General features: G+C 61.9%; 21 protein-coding genes and 1 tRNA gene. 19 read left to right on the top strand and 3 right to left on the bottom strand.

Annotated features, from left to right (window positions below; all coding sequences use genetic code 11):
- Nucleotides 1-2 precede the first annotated feature (2 nt).
- The 12 genes from MAFF_RS36555 (at nucleotide 3) to MAFF_RS36545 (ending at nucleotide 13,599) form a co-directional block, all read left to right on the top strand.
- Nucleotides 3-1,202, top strand: coding sequence for a hypothetical protein (locus tag MAFF_RS36555; protein WP_010909395.1), 1,200 nt, complete (start codon nucleotides 3-5; stop codon nucleotides 1,200-1,202).
- The gene (locus MAFF_RS02895) at nucleotides 1,203-1,529 is read left to right on the top strand and encodes a hypothetical protein (RefSeq protein ID WP_010909394.1); all 327 of its coding nucleotides are present in this window, start codon (nucleotides 1,203-1,205) and stop codon (nucleotides 1,527-1,529) included.
- A 28-nt stretch (nucleotides 1,530-1,557) separates the two neighbouring features.
- Nucleotides 1,558-2,703 (top strand): hypothetical protein, encoded by a 1,146-nt coding sequence (locus MAFF_RS02890; protein WP_044547589.1) that lies wholly within the window; start codon nucleotides 1,558-1,560, stop codon nucleotides 2,701-2,703.
- A 25-nt stretch (nucleotides 2,704-2,728) separates the two neighbouring features.
- Nucleotides 2,729-3,745, top strand: coding sequence for a phage major capsid protein (locus MAFF_RS02885; protein ID WP_010909392.1), 1,017 nt, complete (start codon nucleotides 2,729-2,731; stop codon nucleotides 3,743-3,745).
- A 12-nt stretch (nucleotides 3,746-3,757) separates the two neighbouring features.
- Entirely contained in the window at nucleotides 3,758-4,300 is a 543-nt protein-coding gene (locus MAFF_RS02880) for a hypothetical protein (protein WP_010909391.1), read from the top strand.
- Nucleotides 4,301-4,381: 81 nt separating this feature from the next.
- Nucleotides 4,382-5,209, top strand: a complete 828-nt coding sequence (locus MAFF_RS36550) for a hypothetical protein (protein WP_010909390.1) — start codon at nucleotides 4,382-4,384, stop codon at nucleotides 5,207-5,209.
- A 6-nt stretch (nucleotides 5,210-5,215) separates the two neighbouring features.
- Entirely contained in the window at nucleotides 5,216-5,917 is a 702-nt protein-coding gene (locus MAFF_RS02870) for a hypothetical protein (RefSeq protein WP_010909389.1), read from the top strand.
- Nucleotides 5,914-7,500, top strand: coding sequence for a hypothetical protein (locus tag MAFF_RS02865; RefSeq protein WP_010909388.1), 1,587 nt, complete (start codon nucleotides 5,914-5,916; stop codon nucleotides 7,498-7,500). Before MAFF_RS02870 ends, MAFF_RS02865 begins: the two co-directional genes overlap by 4 nt.
- Nucleotides 7,497-7,943 (top strand): GNAT family N-acetyltransferase, encoded by a 447-nt coding sequence (locus MAFF_RS02860; RefSeq protein ID WP_044547586.1) that lies wholly within the window; start codon nucleotides 7,497-7,499, stop codon nucleotides 7,941-7,943. Before MAFF_RS02865 ends, MAFF_RS02860 begins: the two co-directional genes overlap by 4 nt.
- Nucleotides 7,930-8,943, top strand: coding sequence for a hypothetical protein (locus tag MAFF_RS02855; protein ID WP_044547584.1), 1,014 nt, complete (start codon nucleotides 7,930-7,932; stop codon nucleotides 8,941-8,943). The genes MAFF_RS02860 and MAFF_RS02855 overlap by 14 nt, the downstream gene beginning before the upstream one ends.
- Nucleotides 8,944-8,946: 3 nt before the next feature.
- A complete protein-coding gene (locus MAFF_RS02850) occupies nucleotides 8,947-11,493 on the top strand; it encodes a phage tail tip lysozyme (RefSeq protein ID WP_010909385.1) in 2,547 nt (848 codons plus the stop codon).
- Complete coding sequence (locus tag MAFF_RS36545; protein WP_010909384.1) at nucleotides 11,494-13,599, top strand: hypothetical protein; 2,106 nt, start codon at nucleotides 11,494-11,496, stop codon at nucleotides 13,597-13,599.
- 10 nt (nucleotides 13,600-13,609) lie between these two features.
- On the opposite strand, the gene MAFF_RS02840 is transcribed toward MAFF_RS36545, so the two are convergent.
- Nucleotides 13,610-14,002: a hypothetical protein gene (locus MAFF_RS02840; protein ID WP_157865886.1), complete on the bottom strand. Its 393-nt coding sequence runs from the start codon at nucleotides 14,000-14,002 to the stop codon at nucleotides 13,610-13,612.
- A gap of 79 nt (nucleotides 14,003-14,081) precedes the next feature.
- On the opposite strand from MAFF_RS02840, the gene MAFF_RS36540 reads away from it, so the two are divergent.
- The 7 genes from MAFF_RS36540 (at nucleotide 14,082) to MAFF_RS02805 (ending at nucleotide 17,962) form a co-directional block, all read left to right on the top strand.
- Nucleotides 14,082-15,125: a hypothetical protein gene (locus MAFF_RS36540; protein WP_157865884.1), complete on the top strand. Its 1,044-nt coding sequence runs from the start codon at nucleotides 14,082-14,084 to the stop codon at nucleotides 15,123-15,125.
- On the top strand, nucleotides 15,125-15,514 hold the full coding sequence (locus MAFF_RS02830; protein ID WP_044547581.1) for a hypothetical protein: 390 nt from the start codon (nucleotides 15,125-15,127) through the stop codon (nucleotides 15,512-15,514). Before MAFF_RS36540 ends, MAFF_RS02830 begins: the two co-directional genes overlap by 1 nt.
- Before the next feature lie 33 nt (nucleotides 15,515-15,547).
- A complete protein-coding gene (locus MAFF_RS02825; RefSeq protein WP_010909380.1) occupies nucleotides 15,548-16,474 on the top strand; it encodes a glycoside hydrolase family protein in 927 nt (308 codons plus the stop codon).
- A 478-nt stretch (nucleotides 16,475-16,952) separates the two neighbouring features.
- Nucleotides 16,953-17,177: a hypothetical protein gene (locus MAFF_RS02820; protein ID WP_010909379.1), complete on the top strand. Its 225-nt coding sequence runs from the start codon at nucleotides 16,953-16,955 to the stop codon at nucleotides 17,175-17,177.
- Nucleotide 17,178: 1 nt separating this feature from the next.
- Nucleotides 17,179-17,445, top strand: coding sequence for a hypothetical protein (locus MAFF_RS02815; RefSeq protein WP_044547579.1), 267 nt, complete (start codon nucleotides 17,179-17,181; stop codon nucleotides 17,443-17,445).
- On the top strand, nucleotides 17,430-17,639 hold the full coding sequence (locus MAFF_RS02810) for a hypothetical protein (protein ID WP_010909377.1): 210 nt from the start codon (nucleotides 17,430-17,432) through the stop codon (nucleotides 17,637-17,639). Before MAFF_RS02815 ends, MAFF_RS02810 begins: the two co-directional genes overlap by 16 nt.
- Nucleotides 17,639-17,962, top strand: coding sequence for a hypothetical protein (locus tag MAFF_RS02805; RefSeq protein ID WP_044547578.1), 324 nt, complete (start codon nucleotides 17,639-17,641; stop codon nucleotides 17,960-17,962). The genes MAFF_RS02810 and MAFF_RS02805 overlap by 1 nt, the downstream gene beginning before the upstream one ends.
- A gap of 5 nt (nucleotides 17,963-17,967) precedes the next feature.
- Here MAFF_RS02805 and MAFF_RS38945 read toward each other — a convergent pair.
- Both MAFF_RS38945 and MAFF_RS38940 read right to left on the bottom strand, forming a co-directional pair.
- Nucleotides 17,968-18,064 (bottom strand) — tRNA-OTHER (locus tag MAFF_RS38945).
- Between the two features lie 90 nt (nucleotides 18,065-18,154).
- A complete protein-coding gene (locus MAFF_RS38940) occupies nucleotides 18,155-18,568 on the bottom strand; it encodes a DUF4751 family protein (protein ID WP_157865882.1) in 414 nt (137 codons plus the stop codon).
- Nucleotides 18,569-19,048: the final 480 nt, after the last annotated feature.

Raw genomic sequence — 19,048 nt, 5'->3', positions numbered from 1 at the left:
CGATGGCCGCAACCGTCATATTCCTGACCACGACCGGCGCCGGAACGTGGACGGTTCCGGCTGATTGGAACAATTCGAACAACTCGATTGAGACAATCGGCGCTGGGTTGCTTGGCGGTGGCGCCTACTCGAAGAAGAACAATGTCACCCTGACCCCTGGCGGGTCGGTAAACTATTCGGTCGGCTCAGCAAGTTCCGGTGTCGCCAACGACACCTTCTTCGGCGCAACCACCTTCGCGGCTTCGATCTGCGCAGCCAAGGCGGGCGGCGCTTCGTTGGGAGGCGATGCAGCATCAGGCATTGGCGACGTAAAATATTCGGGCGGCGCCAGAGGACTTGCAAACGGCGGCGGGGGTGGTGCTGCCGGCCCTCATGGAAACGGAGCGGCTGGTGGTTCCGGTGGTGGTTCCGGCGGCGGCGGCAATGGTGGGGGATCGACAGGCGCTGCGAGCAGCTTCCCGAGCGGGGGTGCCGGCGGCAACAATTTCGGCGGGACCGGCGGCGGTGCTGGCGGAGCTGCCACTGCGCTTCCCGGAGCGGCAGGTACCAATGGCGGCGGCGGCGGTGGCGGCTCTCCGGACGACAGCGACACGCCGGGAGTTGGCGGGAATGGTGGCAACGGCACTGAATGGGACGCGACCCACGGTTCGGGCGGCGGAGCCGGTGCCGGTGGTGACGCTTCGACCGCTGGCGGCTCCGGCGGTCTCTATGGTGGCGGTGCCGGCAGATCGAACCTCTCGGGCGGCCAAGGTATCATCGTCATCACCTATACGCCCGGCGGTGCTCCAGACATCACCGGTACGCTCGCTGCCACTCTCGCAGGCGGCTACATCGCAAATATCACGGGGACCGTTCAGCCTCTCCCGCCTGTCAATCAGATCGACATGCACGACGGCAAGCCGCGCGAAGACCACGCGGCGGCCCGCAACCAGGCGAAAAGAGAAGCGCACTACAAACTGCGCAACGCTGTCAGGAAAGCTGCCCGAAAAGCGAACGGAGCAGCCGACGAACCAGCCGAGCAGCCGGCAGACCTGAAGGAAATGGCACGGGCCATCCAAGCCGAGATCAAGACCGATGGCATCGTGGCGCGGCTTCGCGACATCCGGAAACTGGTCGCCGAATATCAGGCTGAATTGGCACGGCTGGCGCAAGAGGCCGAAGACGAAACGGTCGCGATCCTGCTTCTCACAGGAGATATCTGAATGGAATTCGCATGGTTTGACCTAGGCGATGGCCGGCAGGTGTTTCGCAAGGTCGAGACAGCCAAACCGAAGCGGTCGGCATTGTCGGCGCCGATGATCAATTCGGACACCATGTCCGAGACACAATCGATGCTCGACGGGAAGTATTACACCTCGAAATCCGAACTGCGGAAAACCTATCGCCAGGCCGGTGTCGAGGAAGTCGGCAATGATCCGGCGCGTCTTCGCCGTCGGCAAAAGCCCAAGGTCGACCGCAAGGCGATCAAGGACACGGTGCAAAAGGCAAAAGCCCGGTTCGACCGCGGCGAGCGTGTTTCGCCTCAATAATCAGCAATCCCTCAGACGGAGCAATCCAATGGACGACATGAACGGAGGCGCTTCGGCGCCCGCCGAGACGAACCCTGTTGCCGCCGAACCGGTTTCGACGCCGAATCCGATCAGCACCGATCCGAAGACGGTCGAGGCCAAGCCGGAACCGAAGGCCGACAAGGCCCCGACCACCCGCGAGGCGCTGAAGGCGGCCGCAGCGAAGGTCGCCGAAAAGGCGAAAGCCGACGAAGGCGACGAGGGCAAGAAGCCGGCGCCGGTACAGTCTCAGCCGAAGACGGGCGAGAAGCCGGCGGACAAGGCCGCGCTGCCCGATCCCAAGCCAACCAAGGGCGCAGAGACCACCACCACGGCAAAGCCGGCCGACACGACCATGAGGGCCGAACCGAAGGCGACCAGCCATCATGAGGCGCCGGCACGCTTCAAGAGCGACGCCGCCGCTATGGCCGAATGGGAGAAAGCCCCGGAGCCGGTCAAGGCCGCTGTTCACCGGTCGATCCGCGAGCTTGAGGCCGGCATCGAGAAGCACCGCGTCTCTGCGGAGGCCTTCGAACAGGTAAAGGACTTCGACGATCTGGCGAAGCGGAACAACACGTCGCTGCGCGATGCAATGACCCGCTACACCAATCTTGAACGGACCCTGTTGACCAACCCGCTTCAGGGCATCCAGCAGGTTTGCGAATATGCCGGCATTTCGCTGCGCGACCTGGCCGCGTATGTGGTCGGCCAGAAGCCGGAACAGGTGCAAAGCCAGAACGACGCCACGATCCGCGAGCTTCGCCAGCAGGTCGCACAGCTTCAGCAGAGCGTCGGCGGCGTCACCACGTCGATGCAGCAGCAGCATGTCGCCGGCATCGAAGCCCAGGTCGAAAAGTTCAAGGCTGACAATCCCCGGTTCGAAGAGCTGGCGGAAGACATCGCCTTTTTCCTCAAGTCGGGGAAAACCAAGGATTTGGCCGAAGCATATTCGCTGGCGGAACGGCTCAACCCCGCCGCAGCGAGATCGGTTACAGCAGCGCCTCAGACGCGCACCGCTCCAGACCCTCAGGCTCAGACCCTGAAGGGCCAGAAATCAGTCACAGGCGCGCCCTCGGCCGGCTCAGACCCGGCGACGAAGCGAGCTTCCACCTCAATCAAGGATTCGCTCCGGCGGGCAATGGCCCAGACCGGCTGATCCGCGTTCATAAAGGAGGGCCGAAATGGCTCTTACTTCAGTCGAAAAAAATCAGGAAATTCTGTCCCTGGCCCTTGAGGATCGCTCGCAAGGCTACCAGGACCTTGTTTCCAACTCGTGCGCGCTTCTGCACGTGCTTCAGAGCAAGGGCAATTTCCGGGAGTATTCCGGCCCGCGCATCCGTGAGCGTCTTCTCTACACGAAGACGGGATCGGCGGTCTGGTACAACGGTTTCGGGTTCCTCAACCCGGTGCCCACCGAGCTGTTCAACGACGCCGAATACACGCCGAAAATGTGTGCGGTCGCCGTCACCCTCTCCAACGAGGACATCCTGAACAACGAGGGCGAAAACCAGATCATGGACATGATGGAGTCCCACATCGCAGCCGCCGAAAGCGAGCTGGAAGATGAGGTCGACATCTCGCTTCATGGCAACGGCACCCGCTTCGGCGGCCGTGAGCTGGGCGGCATGCAGTTGGCGGTTCCGACCGTGAACAACTCCGGCACCTATGGCGGTATCGATCGCGGCGCCAACGCCATCTGGCGCACGTCGTCGTTCGATGCGAATTCGTTCGCTGTGGACATCGGCACCCAGGTGACGGCGACCACGGTCCGCCCGATGCTCAACCGCATCATGACGCAGCGCGCACGCGGCAAGAAAGCCGCTGACATGCTGCTGATGTCGGGCGAGCACTACGCGGCCTATGACGCGGCCACCGTCGCCATCCAGCGCGTCAATGACACGAACGCCCTCGGCAAGCTGGGCTTCACGTCGCTGAAATACTACGGCGCCGGTCGCTCGGCCGACATCGTGCTTGAAGGTGGCATCGGCTCCAATATGCCGGCGAATACCACCTATGGACTGGACACCGACAATCTTCGTGTCCGCTACCACCCCGAACGCAACTTCAACAAGATCGGCAAGGCGATGGTCCCGATCAACCAGGACGCCGTGGTCCAGTACATCGGCTTCATGGGCGAACTGACCATGGTCAATCCGCTGTTCCAGTGGAAGTTCTTCGACAGCAATCCGGCCGCTTAAGGAGGTCCGAAAATGGCTTATGTTCCGCACACTCCGTATCTCGGCCTTCCGCCGATCGCTTCCACCATTGCCCCGACGGCGAGCACGCTTTCCCTCGGGCGCGGCTCTCCTGGCCCTTGGCTCGGCGACATCATCACGGCACAGGATCCCGTGTATGGCGTCGGCGAGTTCATCTATCTGCTCGGCGTCGCCGGCACTATCGTCGGTTCCCTCGTCACCTTTGACGGCGCCAACGCCGGCACGCCGACCTGGCAGACGGCGCTTGCACCGTCGACCGCCAACCTCAATGCGCCGCTCGCGGTTGCCATGTCGGCAAACGTGGCCGGGCAGTACGGCTGGTATCAGCTCTTCGGCTCGGCGGTCGTTGCAACCAACGGCACGCTCGCCGCTGGTCCTGGCCCGGTCTATCTCGCTGGCTCCGGCCAGGTGACGTCTACCCAGGCGAACGGCAAACAGGTGGTCAACGCTCGCAATGAAACGGCAACCGGCACCCCGGCGGCCGGCCTGGCGGTCGTCAAGATCAACTACCCCTATGCGCAGGGTCAGATCGTCTAACCCTTCGACACCTTCGACAACCAAGCGGGGCCTTCGGGTCCCGCTTTCGTTTTTGCAACCTCTCAGACAGGAAAAAATCCTATGAATGCGCACACGAATTCGCAGGCCAACACGAACGTCACGAACGTCGTTTTCCGCACGCACACGCAGCCCGACGAGGCCGCCAGCAAGAAAGCCGGGCGCCCGATCTTCACGGATATCGAGGTTTGCGACATCACGTTTCCCGCCAACCGGCAGACCAGGGCAACCTTTCCGGCGCATGATGCCGAGCCGAACGCCACCCGCGAAAGCATGGCGAACGGTGGCGGCGTGATGACCTATGCGCAGGTCTACAATGCGCAGTATCTGGCTTATAAGAGCGGCGTGGCCCAGCCGATGGGCGGCACGCCGCTGTCCGAAGCGCCGTTCCTCACCGAATCCAAGCGTCGCGAACTGAAGGCGCTCAACGTCCACACCGTCGAGGCGCTGGCGTCACTGGACGGCATGCCGCTGAAGCAGCTCGGCATGGGCGGCCGCGAACTGAAGAACCAGGCGGTGGCCTATATCGACAATGCTGCAGGCTCGGCAGACGTGACCAACCTTGCCGCTCAGGTCGCGATCCTGACCCAGCAGTTGGCCGAAGAGCGGCGCATGCGCGAGGAATTCACCAACGCGGCGCTCGCCAGGCGTGAGCGCATCAAGGCCGGCGAGGAAATCGAAGACGACGAACAGCCGGAGGATGATGAGCCGGCCGAACTCGAGCCCGAACCGGATGATTTCGAGCCGGTCCTGCCGCCGACGTTCGCAGAGATCGACGCCATGGATGATGAAGCGCTGAAGGTCTACATCGCCAAGGAAACCGGCAGTCGTCCGCGCGGCAATCCAAACCGGGACACCTTGGTCGCTGCGGCCAAGGAACTGGCGTCGTAAGCCGCCATGACGATCCTCAGCGTCATCCAGCAGGTATGCCCGGTCATCGGCCTGAATGTGCCGACGGCCGTTTTTTCGGCGACCGACCGCGAACTGGTCGAGTTGCAGGCGCTTTCGAATGAGATGGCGCAGAGGATCGCTTTCGACACGAGGGACTGGACCAAGTTCAAGACCCTCTGCACGCTGACAGGCGATGGCTCAACGGTCGGGTTCAATTTCCCGTCCGATTACAAGCGCATGCTGAAGAAAGCACGCGTCTGGCCGTCTGCAAGTCCGTTCGCGCCTTACACACACTATTCCGATACTGACCAATGGCTTGGCATCACAGTGCAGAATTTCCGCAGCATCATTGGTGCCTGGACGATGATCGGCGAGCAGATCCTGATCAAGCCGGCGATGGCCAATCTTTCGACGGCGCAATTCTACTACATCACCAACCAGATCATCAAAGACAAGGATGGCGCGCCGAAGGTCGCTTTCACCGCCGATGACGATGTTTTCCGGCTCGACGAGCGCGTGCTGAAGCTCGGCATGATCTGGCAGTGGAAGGCCAACAAGGGGCAGGCCTACGCTGAGGACATGACGAATTACGAGGACGCCTTGGCCGTCTACGCCGGTGCCGACAAGGGCTCGAACATCATCGCTGTCGGTCGCGGGCGCACACCAGTCGACACCGACCTGGCATTTCCTGGGATCATCACGCCATGAGGGCCGGTTTCCGCCGCGTACCGGTGCAGGCGCAAGCCCAGCAACGGCATAGCACGATGACATTCCCCGCGCCGACGCGCGGCAAGATTTCCAATGAGAACCTTGCCGCCGCCGGGCCAAAGGGTGCCAAGGTGCTGGAGAACTGGTTCCCGACCAGCACCGGTATCCGCTTGCGCGGCGGTGCGGCGAGGCATGCGACGATAGGGACAATCCCTGTCGTCAGCATGATGTCGTACGACGGGCCGGCCGGCAGCTTCATGTTCGCTGCCGACGGCACCAATATTTTCGATGTCACGACGCCGGCCAGCCCAACCGTTCCACCGACGGCGGTCGTTACCAGCCTCACCAGTGGCTATTTTTCCTATGTGCAGATGCCGACGCCGGGCGGTTATTACCTCTCAGCGCTCAACGGCACGGACAGCATGCGCCAGTTCGATGGCACGACGTGGACGACGGTTGCCGCGCTCGGGCCTTCGATCAACACCAACCAGCTGTCCTTCATCTGGACCTATCGAAACCGGCAGTTCTTCGTTCAGAAAAACACCCTGAATGTCTGGTTTCTGCCTGTCGACAGCATTTCGGGCACTGCCCAGGCCTATTCATTGGCCGGCGTCTTCCAGGACGGCGGATCAGTGCTGTGTGGTGGAACCTGGTCGCTTGAGACTGGCGGTGGCATCGACGCCAAATGCGTGATCATCTCCGATCGCGGCGAGGTTGCTGTTTTCCAGGGGACCAACCCCGCCGATGCAACGGCATGGTCGCTCGTCGGTCGCTATGCCATGTCACCGCTGCTTGGTCCGCGCGCCCTGATGCAGGCCGGTGGTGATCTGTTGATGGGCATGGCCGACGGCATTGTCCCGATCTCGCAGGCGATCCAGAAGGACGCTGCGGCACTTGCGCTGATCAGCGTGACGCGGGCCATCGAGCCAGATTGGCGCAAGGAAGTCGCCGCGCGCACCGTCCTGCCATGGGAGCTGCTGAAATGGCCGCAATTCAACATGGGCATCGTGGCGCTGCCTGCCAGCCCGGGACAGGACAGAAAGGTCTTCGTCGTCAACCTGCAAACCGGGGCATGGGCGGATTACACCGGCTGGGATGCGTGTTGCCTGGTCCTGCACGCTGGCTGGGCCTATTTCGGCACCTCGGATGGCAAGATCATGCAATGCGAGGTAGGCGGCATCGACGACGGAATGCCCTACGTCTGCACCTATGTTGGCCTGTTCGACCATATGAAGGCGGTCGCGCGGACCAAGATCATCCACATGGCCAGGACCGTGTTCATCGCCAGCCGCAAGTTCGTTCCGAAGCTGTCGGTGTCGACGAACTATCAGGTTTCCTTGCCATCGCCACCGCCATCGGCGCCCGATGACGTCACCTTGGACACTTGGGACAGCGGGCTTTGGGACAAGGCCGTCTGGGATGCCGGGTGGGTCAAGGCCGTGACGACCAAATGGACGTCGGTGGGCCAATCCGGGTTCATCATCGCCCCACAGGTTCAGGTGACGAGCGGCGTCACGCCAACGCCCGATGCCGAACTGGTGGAGATCGACATGACCTATGAAGTTGGCGCGGTGGTCGTTTGAAACTGCTGTTCGACCATAGCGATGAAGTCGCGCGGTTCGTCGCCGATATGACGCCTGGCTGTGAAGCCGGCTTTGGCAACTGCAAGGCCATTGGCGTCCTCGATGACGACGACGAACTGGTTGCCGGCATGGTGTTCCATGACTGGCAACCGCGCTCCGGCCTGATCCAGATTTCGAGCGCTTCGAAGACGCCGCGGTGGCTGACTGCGAACGTCCGCCACATCATGTTTTCGTACCCGTTCGACCAGATCGGTTGCCAGATGGTCGTGCTTCAGGTGTCGGCCAGGAACGAACGTATGGTGCGGATCGCCAAGGCCTTCGGCTTCACGCCATATCTTATCGAACGCATGCGCGGCCGCGACGAAGACGGCTTCGTTTTCACGCTCACTGACGACCAATGGCGCAACAGCAGGTTCACGAGGAAGTTTCATGGGCAAGCCTAGCGCACCGACACCTCCAGATCCCAAGGAAACCTCGGCGGCATCGACCGGTACGAACATTTCCACGGCGGTTGCGAATTCGTATCTGAACAATGCCGATCAGGTCGGGCCCAACGGCACGATCACTTATACCAACAACGGCTCGCAATCGATCAAGGACCCCTATACCGGGCAGACCTATCAGATCCCCACGCGCACGGCGACGACGACGCTTTCGCCGGCCCAGCAGGCAATCAAGGACCAGACCGATAAGGCGCAGTTGAACCTCGGCACGCTGGCCAACAACCAGTCGTCGTTCCTCAACAAGTACATGGCGACCCCGTTCGATGGTTCGAACGATGCGACCGAGTCCCGGCTGTTGCAGCTCGGCAGGGAACGGCTGGATCCGATCCTGGCCCAGCAATCCGACGCGCTTCAGACGCAGCTTTCCAACCAGGGCATCAAATTGGGCTCGGCCGCCTATGACCGCGCCATGACGCAGCAGGCACTGCACGCCAACGATGCGACCGATCAACTGATTTTGCAGGGCCATGGGCAAGCCTTTGCCGAAGGTCAGGCGATCCGCAATCAGCCGATCAACGAGATCACGGCGCTGCTTTCCGGGTCGCAGGTCTCAAACCCGCAAGCGGCCGCCTACACGCCGAGCACCATTCCGACGACGGACAACGCCGGCATCATCGCCAACAACTATCAGCAGAAAATGGACGCCTACAACGCCCAGATGTCGCAGGCGAGCAGCTTGGCCGGTGGTCTGTTCGGCCTCGGCGGCAAGCTGATCAGCCTGTCCGACGACGATGCCAAGAAGGACAAGGAACGGCTGGCCGACATCACGCCGGAAATGGGCCTCTGGAAATTCCACTACAAAGGCGAGCCGGCCGACGCACCGATGCGGCTGGGCCTCATGGCCAGCGAAGTCGAGAAGGTCCGCCCCGATGCCGTTTCGCGTCGTCCCGACGGATATCGTCAGGTCGACTACGGCAAAGCCCTGTCGCTGGGAGCCTGATGCATGGCACTTTCGTTCATCTACGATCCGAACAAGGAAACGCCTGCCGGTCTTGCGTCAAAGCGGGCCGTCGTCCAGGCGCTCATGATGTCGCAGCGCGCGCCGCGCAATGTCGGCGAGGGCCTGAACGCACTCGGCGATGGCATCGTCGAGAACGTGCTTAACAGCCGAATTGCCGCCGCAGATGCCGCCGGACGCGCATCGGCCGCTGACACGATGAGCGGCCTTGCCGGTGGGGGAACGTTCCCGGCCGCACCCGGCACCGCCAAGGCAGGCGGTGGCATGGCCAATTCAGACGGCACATTGCCGGCGGTCGATGTCAGTAAGAGCGCATCCGGTTCGGTCGATCCGCAGACCGTCTTTGCCGGCCTGAAGGCGCGCGGACTCAATGATGCCCAGGCCTATGCCACGCTCGGCAACTGGAAACAGGAAAGCGAGTTTCGTCCTGAGGCGGTAAACCCGGGCGAGGGCGCGATTGGCTTCGACCAGTGGCGGCTCGGGCGCGCCGATGCGCTTCGGCAGTTCGCGCAGCAAGCGGGCAAGAGCCCGACCGATGCCGATGTCCAGATGGACTTTTATGTCAAAGAGCTGAAGAACCATCCGGGCGGGCAGGACTTCCTCGCCTCGAATGACATCCCGTCGGCCAACCGGGCGCTGAAGACCTTCATTGCCTACGGCAGTCCCTACGATAAGGGCGGCGAAGGAACGCGCCTCGCCAATGCTCTGGCCTATCAGAAGATGGGTTTCGGCGCGCCGGCCGATCAGAATGCGGCTTCTGGCGATGGAAGCGGCCCCGCATTGGCGTTTGCCCAGACGCCGGATCAGGTGCCGCTCCCGCCTGCTATGCCTGGCCAGACGCAAGCGAGCGCCGCGCCCCCGGTACAGACCGCCAGCCTGGACCCGAGCATCGGCATTGCTCCAGCAACGAAGCCCGCACCCGATCCAGGAATCCTGGCGGCCGCCGCAAATGCAGCCCCGACCGATCCGGGCATCTTGGCCAGCCCTTCGCTCCCGGCCTCGGCACCGATCCCGACGCCGCCCCCGAATGCGGGCTACGTTCCAGGAGCGCCCGGCGCGACCTCGCCGGCCGGGCAGCGCGTCCTCTCGACCATGATGCAGGAAGACCCACTCAGCGGGCCGGGCGGCGTCGTGCAGGCACTCAGCGCGGCAAACCCGCCTGCGCCGGCCGGGGCGCCTTCAACGGTCGCTGCTGCGCTTGCCAGTGCGCAGCAGCCGCAGCAAGCGGCCCCGTCGTCTCCGGGCGTCCAGAAGGTCGCGCAAGCCATGTCGCCGCAGGATGCCAGCCTGCCGGTGATGGCTGGCGGCAGCTCCGATGCCATCGCGCCCGGCATGCAGCAGCAAGGCCCGTCGGTCCAGCAGCTCATGCAGGCCATGAGCAACCCGTGGATGTCTGAAAATCAGCAGCAGCTTATCGGCTCCATGCTGTCCGCGCGCCTGACGCCGCACAAGATCGAGATGGTTTCCCTCGGCAATGGCGTGACCGCCGAAGTGGATTCGATGACGGGGCAGATTGTTGGCCAGATCAAGGGCCAGCCGGATCTCAAGACCATCAAGGATGCCGCCGGCAACGAATACATGTTCAATCCGGCCGATCCTACGCACCCGATCACCGCCGATACGCTGCTGGGCGGCCAGACAGGCGGCCAGGCTGCTGGCGGACAGCCTGGCCAGACTGGTCAGGCTGATCCCTATGCTTCGCCGTTCCCGCGCACCATCGCCCGGACCGACACCATGAAGGATTATGAGGGCTATCTGGCTCAGTCGAAGGCTCTGGGAACAGCGCCGATCCCGTTCAGCGAATACCAGATGAACCTGAAGAAAGAGGGCGCGCAAAGCGTCGTCTTCAATCAGGAAAATGCGGCAAACAAGGCGGTTGGCGAGGCTATCGGCGCGAACATGGCCGATTACATCAACACCGCTAAGGATGCCCGCACCAAGCTCCAGGCCCTCAACATGATCAAGGGCGTGCTCGACCAGTACGGCAACAACATCAGCACTGGACCGGGCGCGCGCACGATGCTTGCCGGGAAGCAGATGTTGGCGAATGCCTTCCCCGGCACTTTTGGGGATCAGGCCGGCCCGACTGAAATGCTGCAGAAACTGTCGACGCAGCTTGCCACCGCCGACGCCAAGGGCCTTGCATCCCGGCCGACGCAGTTCGATTTCGCGACCTATCTGAAAAACAACCCCGGCATCCAGATGTCCGTCGCCGGCCAGAAGGCACTTGTCGATCTGAAGCTTCAGCAGGCCCAGCACGATTACGAACTCGGCTCGATGGCGACGCACAAGCAATACGCCAACGATCCCGGCGGATGGGCGGATGTCGTGGCGCAATATGACAAGGATCATCCGCTGATCAACCCGCTGACGGGAAAGCCAGCCGATCCGACAGCGACGGATTTCCCGGATCCGACTGCGCCGACGAGCGCGGGCGCGCCGCCGGTTTCTGGCGCTACCAAGGCACCAGACGGCAACTGGTACGTTCCGGACCCGGCGCGGCCCGGCAAGTATCTGAAGGTGGTTCCGTAAATGGCCCAGCTTGTCCCGGTCGACACCGATCCCTTTGCAACGACACCGGCCGCCGCGGCGCCGGTAGCCGTGCCGGCGCAGGCTTCGCCGGCCCTTGTTCCGGTCGACCATGATCCGTTTGCCGGGACGAACCAGCCGCCGGGCGTGCCGGTCTATGTTCCGCCCGGCGTCAAAGGCTATGACCCGCAAACTGGGGAGGTCGCTCCGGGGCAGTACACGACGGGCAACGACCTTGGGCTTGCGTTCACGTCGTCAGTCCTCAACGGCGTCCCTATCGTCGGGCCATATCTGAAACAGGGAGCAGAAAGCCTTGGTGCCAAAGTCAACTCGGCGCTGTCTGGCAAGTCGGAGGCGGATGTTCGGTATGCATCCGATCAGGCCACAAACCGCGCTGTAAACGACAATCCTTACACGGCCGGCAGCGGCAATATCGTGGGTGCTGTTGCAGGCACGTTGCCTGCCGTCGTCGCTGCTCCGGAGCTGTTCGGCGCGGGTGAAGCTGGGCTTGGTATGCGCTCAGTTGTCAGCGCGTTGACAGGCGGCACGATCAACGCCGCCGATTCCGGGGTGCGCTCGGGCGGCGATCCTGCTGCGATGGAAAGGAGAGGTTTGATCGGTGCAGGTTTCGGCCTGATCGCCCCAGGCGGCGGCACTCTGATTGGAAAGGGCATCGGCAGCGCGGTCGACTATTTGACCCGGCCTGGTGCATCGGAGCTTGGCAACTTCTCGCGGGCGACACTTGCCAAGATCACCGGGGCGATGAACGCGGACGGGCTCACGCCTCAAGCCGTACAGCAGCGGCTTACCCGGCTTGGCCCTGACGCCATGCTTGCCGATGCTGGTCCGAACCTTCAGCAGACGGCCGCCGGCCTTGTGGCGAAGCCCGGAGAGGCGCGCGGCATTATCCAGGATGCTATCGCGCAGCGAGATGCAGGTGCGAACCAGCGCATCCGAAGCACGTTGGATAGCGAACTTGGCCCTGCGCCGGTTCCATCCCAGATCAACGCTGGCATCACTGCGAACCAGGCCGCGCTTTCGCCAGAGTACCGGGTCGCCCTTCAAAACGCTGGCCCGGTCGATACCTTGCCGATCGCGCGATATCTCGACCAGGACATTCAGACGTTGCGGGGCGAACCGCAGCGCGTCTTGCAGCGCGTCCGTGCCATGCTGGACCATGTGCCGACCCCGCAAGAGATTGCCCAGGCTCGCGCCCTTGGCCAGCCGCCGCCCGGCAACTCTCTGGTGACTGATGCCGGCGAGTTGCTGAACGCCCGGCACGCTGTCGACGACATGTTACAGACCACCCAGGGGTCAAACGCCCTGAATGCGCTTTCGACCGCGCGACAGGCGATCGATGATGAGTTGCGCGCATCGGTTCCTGGCATCAAGGAAGTCGATGCGAAATATTCCGAGCTTGCCCGCCAGCGTGATGCGGTTCAGCGGGGCCAGACGGTGCTTTCCAGCGGCCGGGAGTCCCCAAGGCCGGCGGAACTCGCGCAAGAGGTCCAGCAGGGCGCTCAGCCTCAGGGAATGCAGGTCGGCCCCTCCGCAGTACCCGTCCGGCTCCGGGAGGGCGCGCGGGCCGAAATCGAGCGCATCGTTGGCACGAACCTGAACGACCGTGTTGCGCTTCAGGGCTTGATCAAGGGTCAAGGTGACTGGAACCCGCAAAGGCTGGCTACGCTGTTCGGGCAAGACAAGGCGCAGCGCTTGCTCGATGTGCTCGACGCCGAAAGGACTTTCGCCAACACCAGCAACTTCGTCACGAAGAACTCGGCGACCGCCGCGCGTCTCCAGGCTGTGAAAAGCCTTGACGGCGGCGATGTGCCCGGGCTCGGCATGGTCGACAGCTACAAGGCCGGCGGTCTGCTGGGATTGGGTCGCGCTGGCGCGCTGAAGGGCTTGGGCCCGGTGGTCGAAGCGATCCGCAGCAAGGGAGCAAACGCGGCCAATTCAGCGCTCGCTCGCGGTCTCGTTTCAGGAGATCACGACGCTGTGGTTAAGGCGCTGATCGCTGCGAGCCCGGTACCGATCCCGACAAAAGCGATTTCGAAGGTCGCAGAGGCTCTGTTGCTCGGTTCTGGGTCGGCGGCGATGCGTCCGTGAGGCTTCCGTTTCAGCGAACTTGAATGAAGGCCGGTCCAACGATAATGCCCAGCACAAACAGCAGGCTCACGAAGAGGATGTAGCCCGTCGACTTCTGCTTAAAGGTGGTGCGGTCGTAGAAAATGAGTTTCACCCCAAATATAGCGATTGTTGCGAATCCCAAGCCGGCGAGAGTGCAGAAAAAAATGTGCACATAAGACGTGCTGTTGGTGTCGATCCCGACCCACCAGAAATAGCAACCCGTCGCGGCGGTCGGCAAGACCAGCCACAAGGCTTGAAGCACGCTTTCATTGTTTGGCCCGGCCGGCAAATCGCGCTTGTAGAGACGATATTCCACAACTGCCCACAGGAAGCCGACGATGAGAGCGGCTGCGATTGGCGGATAGAGCTGAACTAGTGTCACAGCGTCACACATAAGCGAAAAGCGCTGCCGGTAAAAGGCTGACTAGTTCGCCGATCTTCTATTTTGATGGAGAATGCCAATGCCCCGTGACGGCTCTGGAGTTATGTCGTGGCCGCCGAACGGCAATGCCGTCACGGCAACGCCGATCGACAGCAGCAAATACAATGCCCGGTTTGCGGATTTGCTATCGGACCTGAATGCTGCCCGACCGATTACCGCAGGCGGCACCGGGGCGAATACCGCCATCGGCGGCAACGACAATCTGAACACCGCTGGCGCGAATATCGCCTCGGCATCGACCGTCAATCTGGCCAGTGCGACCGGGGTCGCGGTCACGATAACCGGGGTGGCTAGGATCAACAGCTTTGGCACGGCAGCGGCCGGCGTCGAGCGCGTTCTGACCTTCGCGGGCGTCCTTCCGCTGACCTACAATGCTACGTCCATGATTTTGCCAGGCGCCGCCGACATCGTCACGGCTGTTGGCGATGTCGGCACCTTCCGCTCGCTTGGCGGCGGCAATTGGCGCTGCGTTTCCTACGAGACGGCGGACGGCCAGCCGATTTCGAGCACCTTCACCTCGTCGCAAACGTTCAATGCTGGTCTGGCGGCAAACAACAGCACCGGGCAGGCCATTGGCGTTTTGGCGGGCCCAGCGGCGACGGCGACCCTGTTCTACGGCCACGCGCTTGCCGGGGCGGGTAACGCGGCCTTTATCACTCTCGACCGACCGGGCTCCTTTGCCGCGAATTTCGGCATCGATACGGATAACAAGTGGAAGGTCGGCGGCTTTTCCATGGGCGCGAACGCCTATGAAATCGTCCACATGGGCAACTACACGACCCTGCTCGACCCGCGCTATTTCCAGACAGCGAACTTCGCCTCAACCCTTGCCGGCTTGGCGGTGGGTGCTGTCGGAACCTCAGCCCTTTTGGGTGCCAACCCCGCAGCGGACCTAAGCCCTGGCAACACTGTCGCTGGCAGCAATCTTCGCTTCACCCATGCTGGCGGTTTCGTCGGGTCGGGGGCGACCGCGCCGTCCGGCACTTGGCGGGCCATGGGTAACACCACCAGCGCCGGTTTCAACACCTCCGCTGGCGCTACAGTTTTCTTGAGGATTTCGTGATGGAGTACCGCAACGCAGCTTTTAATCAGTTCGGCACTGTCGACCTGGAAATCAACCACCCCGAATACGGGTGGATACCCTTCACGGCGTCACCAGATGACAGTGAGGAGCTGGGCCGCGAGATATTCGCTTCGGCATCCCCTATTGCCGCGTCGTATGACCCGAAGACCACCGTTCCGGCCCGTCCCATGGTTCGGAAATCCGTTGTTCAGGCCCGCATCATCGCTGCCGGCAAGATGCCCGCCGCCTATGTCGCCCTGACCGCAAACCCTGTCTATTTCGCCCGCTGGTTCGCGCCGGATCATCCGGAAGTCTATTGTGACGATCCCGATGCTGTCGCCCTTGTGCAGGCTCTCGGGCTGGACCCTGCCGTCATCCTCGCGCCGTAAGCGCTCGACCTCAACTTCACCGAAGGAAAGACCATGGACCTGTCACCAGCAGGCGCCGCATTCGTGCGCGTCGAAGAAGGCGTCGAACTGAAATTCTATCTCGATTCCGTCGGCGTCGGTACGATCGGGATCGGCTTCACCTGGGGCTCTGCCGCCTTTCGTCAATGGTGGGCTGACAACAAGCCCGGCATGACGTTCGGCATAGGCGCGACCATGACCCGCAACGAAGCCGAAAAGGCGCTGATCTATTGCTTTGCGAACGAGTACGGCAAGGCGGTCAACGCCTTCCTTGGCCACGAGGTGCCGCAGAACGTTTTCGACGGCATGGCGTCGCCGGTCTACAATCTCGGCACGGGCTCGCTCGGGTGGAAGTGGGCGGCATTCGCCAAGCGCGGCGACTATTCGGCTTGCGCGGCGGTCCTTCGCTCAACCGGCACCACGGCGAAGGGCAAGACGCTGGCCGGCCTGGTGCGCCGTCGCCGGGAAGAGGCGGCCCTGATCGAAAGCGGGATCTATGCGGGCGTTGGCAAGATCCAGGCGGCAACGGACGATCCGGTCGATACCGCCATGCTCGATAGCGTGCTGACCCGTGGCGAGCGCGGCCCGTCGGTCGCGGCACTGGTCAGCAACCTGGCTGCGCTAGGCTACTACAAGGGCAAGCTGGACGATGTTTTCGGCTACGGCACGGAAGCGGCCGTACTGGCGTTCCAGCGTGACCACGGGCTTACAGCAGACGGCTATGCGGGTGAAATCACGCTTGCGGCCATCACCGCCGCGCTCGCGGCTCCCAAGCCTCCGCAGACCCCGCCAATCGGCGGACCCTCTCAGCAGCCCGCAGCGCCAGCCCGGTCGATGGGCTCGGGCAAGGTCGCGGCCGCCGCCGGCATCGGCGCGCTGATCTATGTCGCCGTGATCTCTTGGTGGCACGAGATCACCAGGTTCGTTTCCAACCTGTTTTGAAATCCGCGCCGACCGGTCCCGCCGGTAATCCAGAAAGAAACAATCATGATACGAACCTGTAAAAGAGCCTATTTCCTTTGGCTTTTGGCGGCAGCATTGGGCGTCAGAAACCACGTTGTCACCAAGCAATACGTGGGGAAACTCAGCTAGGCTTATGCTGAGCATAGACATGAAGCTTCCATCTGACATCGCCCTGTGAGGCAGTATGCTGATGATGGTTTTGCGGCGGTAGCGTTCTTGCTTCCTCAGCTACGACTTCTCTACCACACCCAGGACAGCGATAGATTCCAGAGTATGGTGGCTTCGATCCCACGGCATGCTCCTTATCAAACGCATCGTCGTTGCTATGCGCTACATGAGCGCTGTCTTTGTAAAGTGCCACATTCCCCTCCCTTAAACCCGCAGGCATCCAAGCATGACTGGTTGTGAGAGTCCATCCGCACCCGGCGGCAAGCCTTGCCAATGAAAGAAAACCCTCATGTGGTCCAAGATCAAAGATTTCTTTTTACACAGCGAGACAATCTTTCTCGCCCGATTGCAGGTGTTCGTAGGCGTCGTGGTGGCGACGTTCCTGTCGCTCGATCCAAGCCTTTTTCAAACCTACGTCCCCACGAAATGGTTGCCGGTCTACATGCTGGCGGTTGGTGTTCTCACCGAATACGCGCGCAAGCGGAATGATCCCAACATCGGCAAGGCGCCGTGAAATGGGCGCTCTCATCGTTTCCATCCTCGGCGCTCTTGTCGGCAACAAGGTCATCATGACCCTTTTCGCCGCGGTGGTCGGTGGCCTCTATGTGGCCGGCGGCATCAACCGTGCAAAAAAGGACAAGGCCGCCACAGCCGCCCGAGACCTTGCCGCAGCTCAGGATCAACTCGAAATGGACCGCGAGGCGACCGCCGCTGAAAAGCAGGCCGCCGGCATGACCAATGCCCAGGCGAAAGCGGAGGCGACCAAATGGGCAAAGTCTTGAACCTCCCGGCGCTGCTGCTCCTGGCGGCGTGCGTCACCACGGCGCCGGTCAACAACCCACGCAAAATCTGGTGCGACCACAATCAGCCGCGCCGGCCATCTCTCGTGGTCATCAACGTCATGACGCGCGCCGAGCTCGACGAGATGAACACGTTCAACGCGCAGGGCGCGAAATGGTGTGGGTGGAAACCGTGATGCATGATTTCTTCGACCTTCTCGGCATCAAGGCGCCCGTGGTCGTCGCCGGCCTCTCCGGTGGCATTCTACGGGCTCTGTCGCGGCACCGGTACAAGTTGCGCGAAATGGTAGCATCGCCCGTCTGCGGCGCGCTGGCGGCCGCGTATCTCACGCTTCCCGTGGTTGCCTACTTCCGCGCGACCGGCGTGCCGCTTCCCGATCCCGCCGACGACACGACGACATTGGCAGCGGCTTTCCTCATTGGTGTGAGCGCAATGTGGATCTCGGATATCCTGTTCGAGATGATCGTGAGGAAGTTCAAGCCAAGGGCAGAAGAGTGATGACCCTGCAAGGGCGGGAATCGAACCCGCTCATTCGGTGATGCCGAGTTGCGGTACATGAACCGTCTCGACGCCGTGCCTTCCCGGCTGGCCCCACTTGCATTGCCGTAGACCGTACAATTGGATTTCACGCTCGTCCACGGCCCGCGTTCCGTCTCGCGGGCGATACAGGCTAGGAGCTATCGGGCTTGATTATCGCTTGTGCAGGGATACGTGGCCGCCGGCATACGGCTCGTCCCATTCCAGCGGGCGCTTGGGATAATGGTCCTTTTGGAGCTCTGGAATGCTGCCGTGTTCAGTAATTACAAACCCATCAGCTTTAATGTCCCAATTACACTGAAATCTGATCCGGTCGTGAGTGAAATTTAAATACTTGTCTTGGTGACCTTTCTTGGACGTATCCGCTGGGTCGTGCCAAAATGTGCTGTCTTTGTTTATCCAAGACGCCCGCCAAAGCGAAAAATCCCACGTTAAATATTCTAACCAGAGGGCAGGAACTCGAAAATTTTGGTCACTTCTCTTCACTTCCCATTGGACGCGATCGGCAGTGCGCCATCCAGTAAGTCTTACGTCATTTTGCCACGCAGTAGTAATGCTCTCCGCCATTTTGTTTGTCTCTCCTCGCTTTAGATTGATCGATGCTATGCTATCTCCTGGTCTGTAGCGATCCGATATTGTTTTCATTGCGGTCACGAATTCGTGTTTGACATCGCCGTGGCCGGCACGGACCTTGTTAAAGCCGTCTTATCTTATGTAGGAGCGCCGCGCCGCTTCATGTGCATATGATGAATTTCTTGGCTTGGCCAGTCTGAGACCAACCACCTTCGTCCGCTGGCTCCGGCCGGCGGGCTTTTTTCATTTCCGTATAATCCTCCGGTTGCGGCGAACCCTTAAACGTAGATCGCCATGCCTCTCAAGACCCTCGCTGATACTCTGGCCGCTCGCGAAAGCGTTCATGTCAACTGCAGCCATCCCATGTGCTGCAGATCAACTGAACTCGACATACAAGCGCTCATAGGCCGCCTTGGGCCAGGCCATGGCTCAATGCATGAGGATTTGGTCGGACTGTTCGTCTGCTCGCACTGC

This window comes from Mesorhizobium japonicum MAFF 303099 (assembly GCF_000009625.1).
GTDB classification, from domain to species: Bacteria; Pseudomonadota; Alphaproteobacteria; order Rhizobiales; family Rhizobiaceae; genus Mesorhizobium; species Mesorhizobium japonicum.
This window is presented reverse-complemented; position numbering and strand designations above follow the sequence as displayed.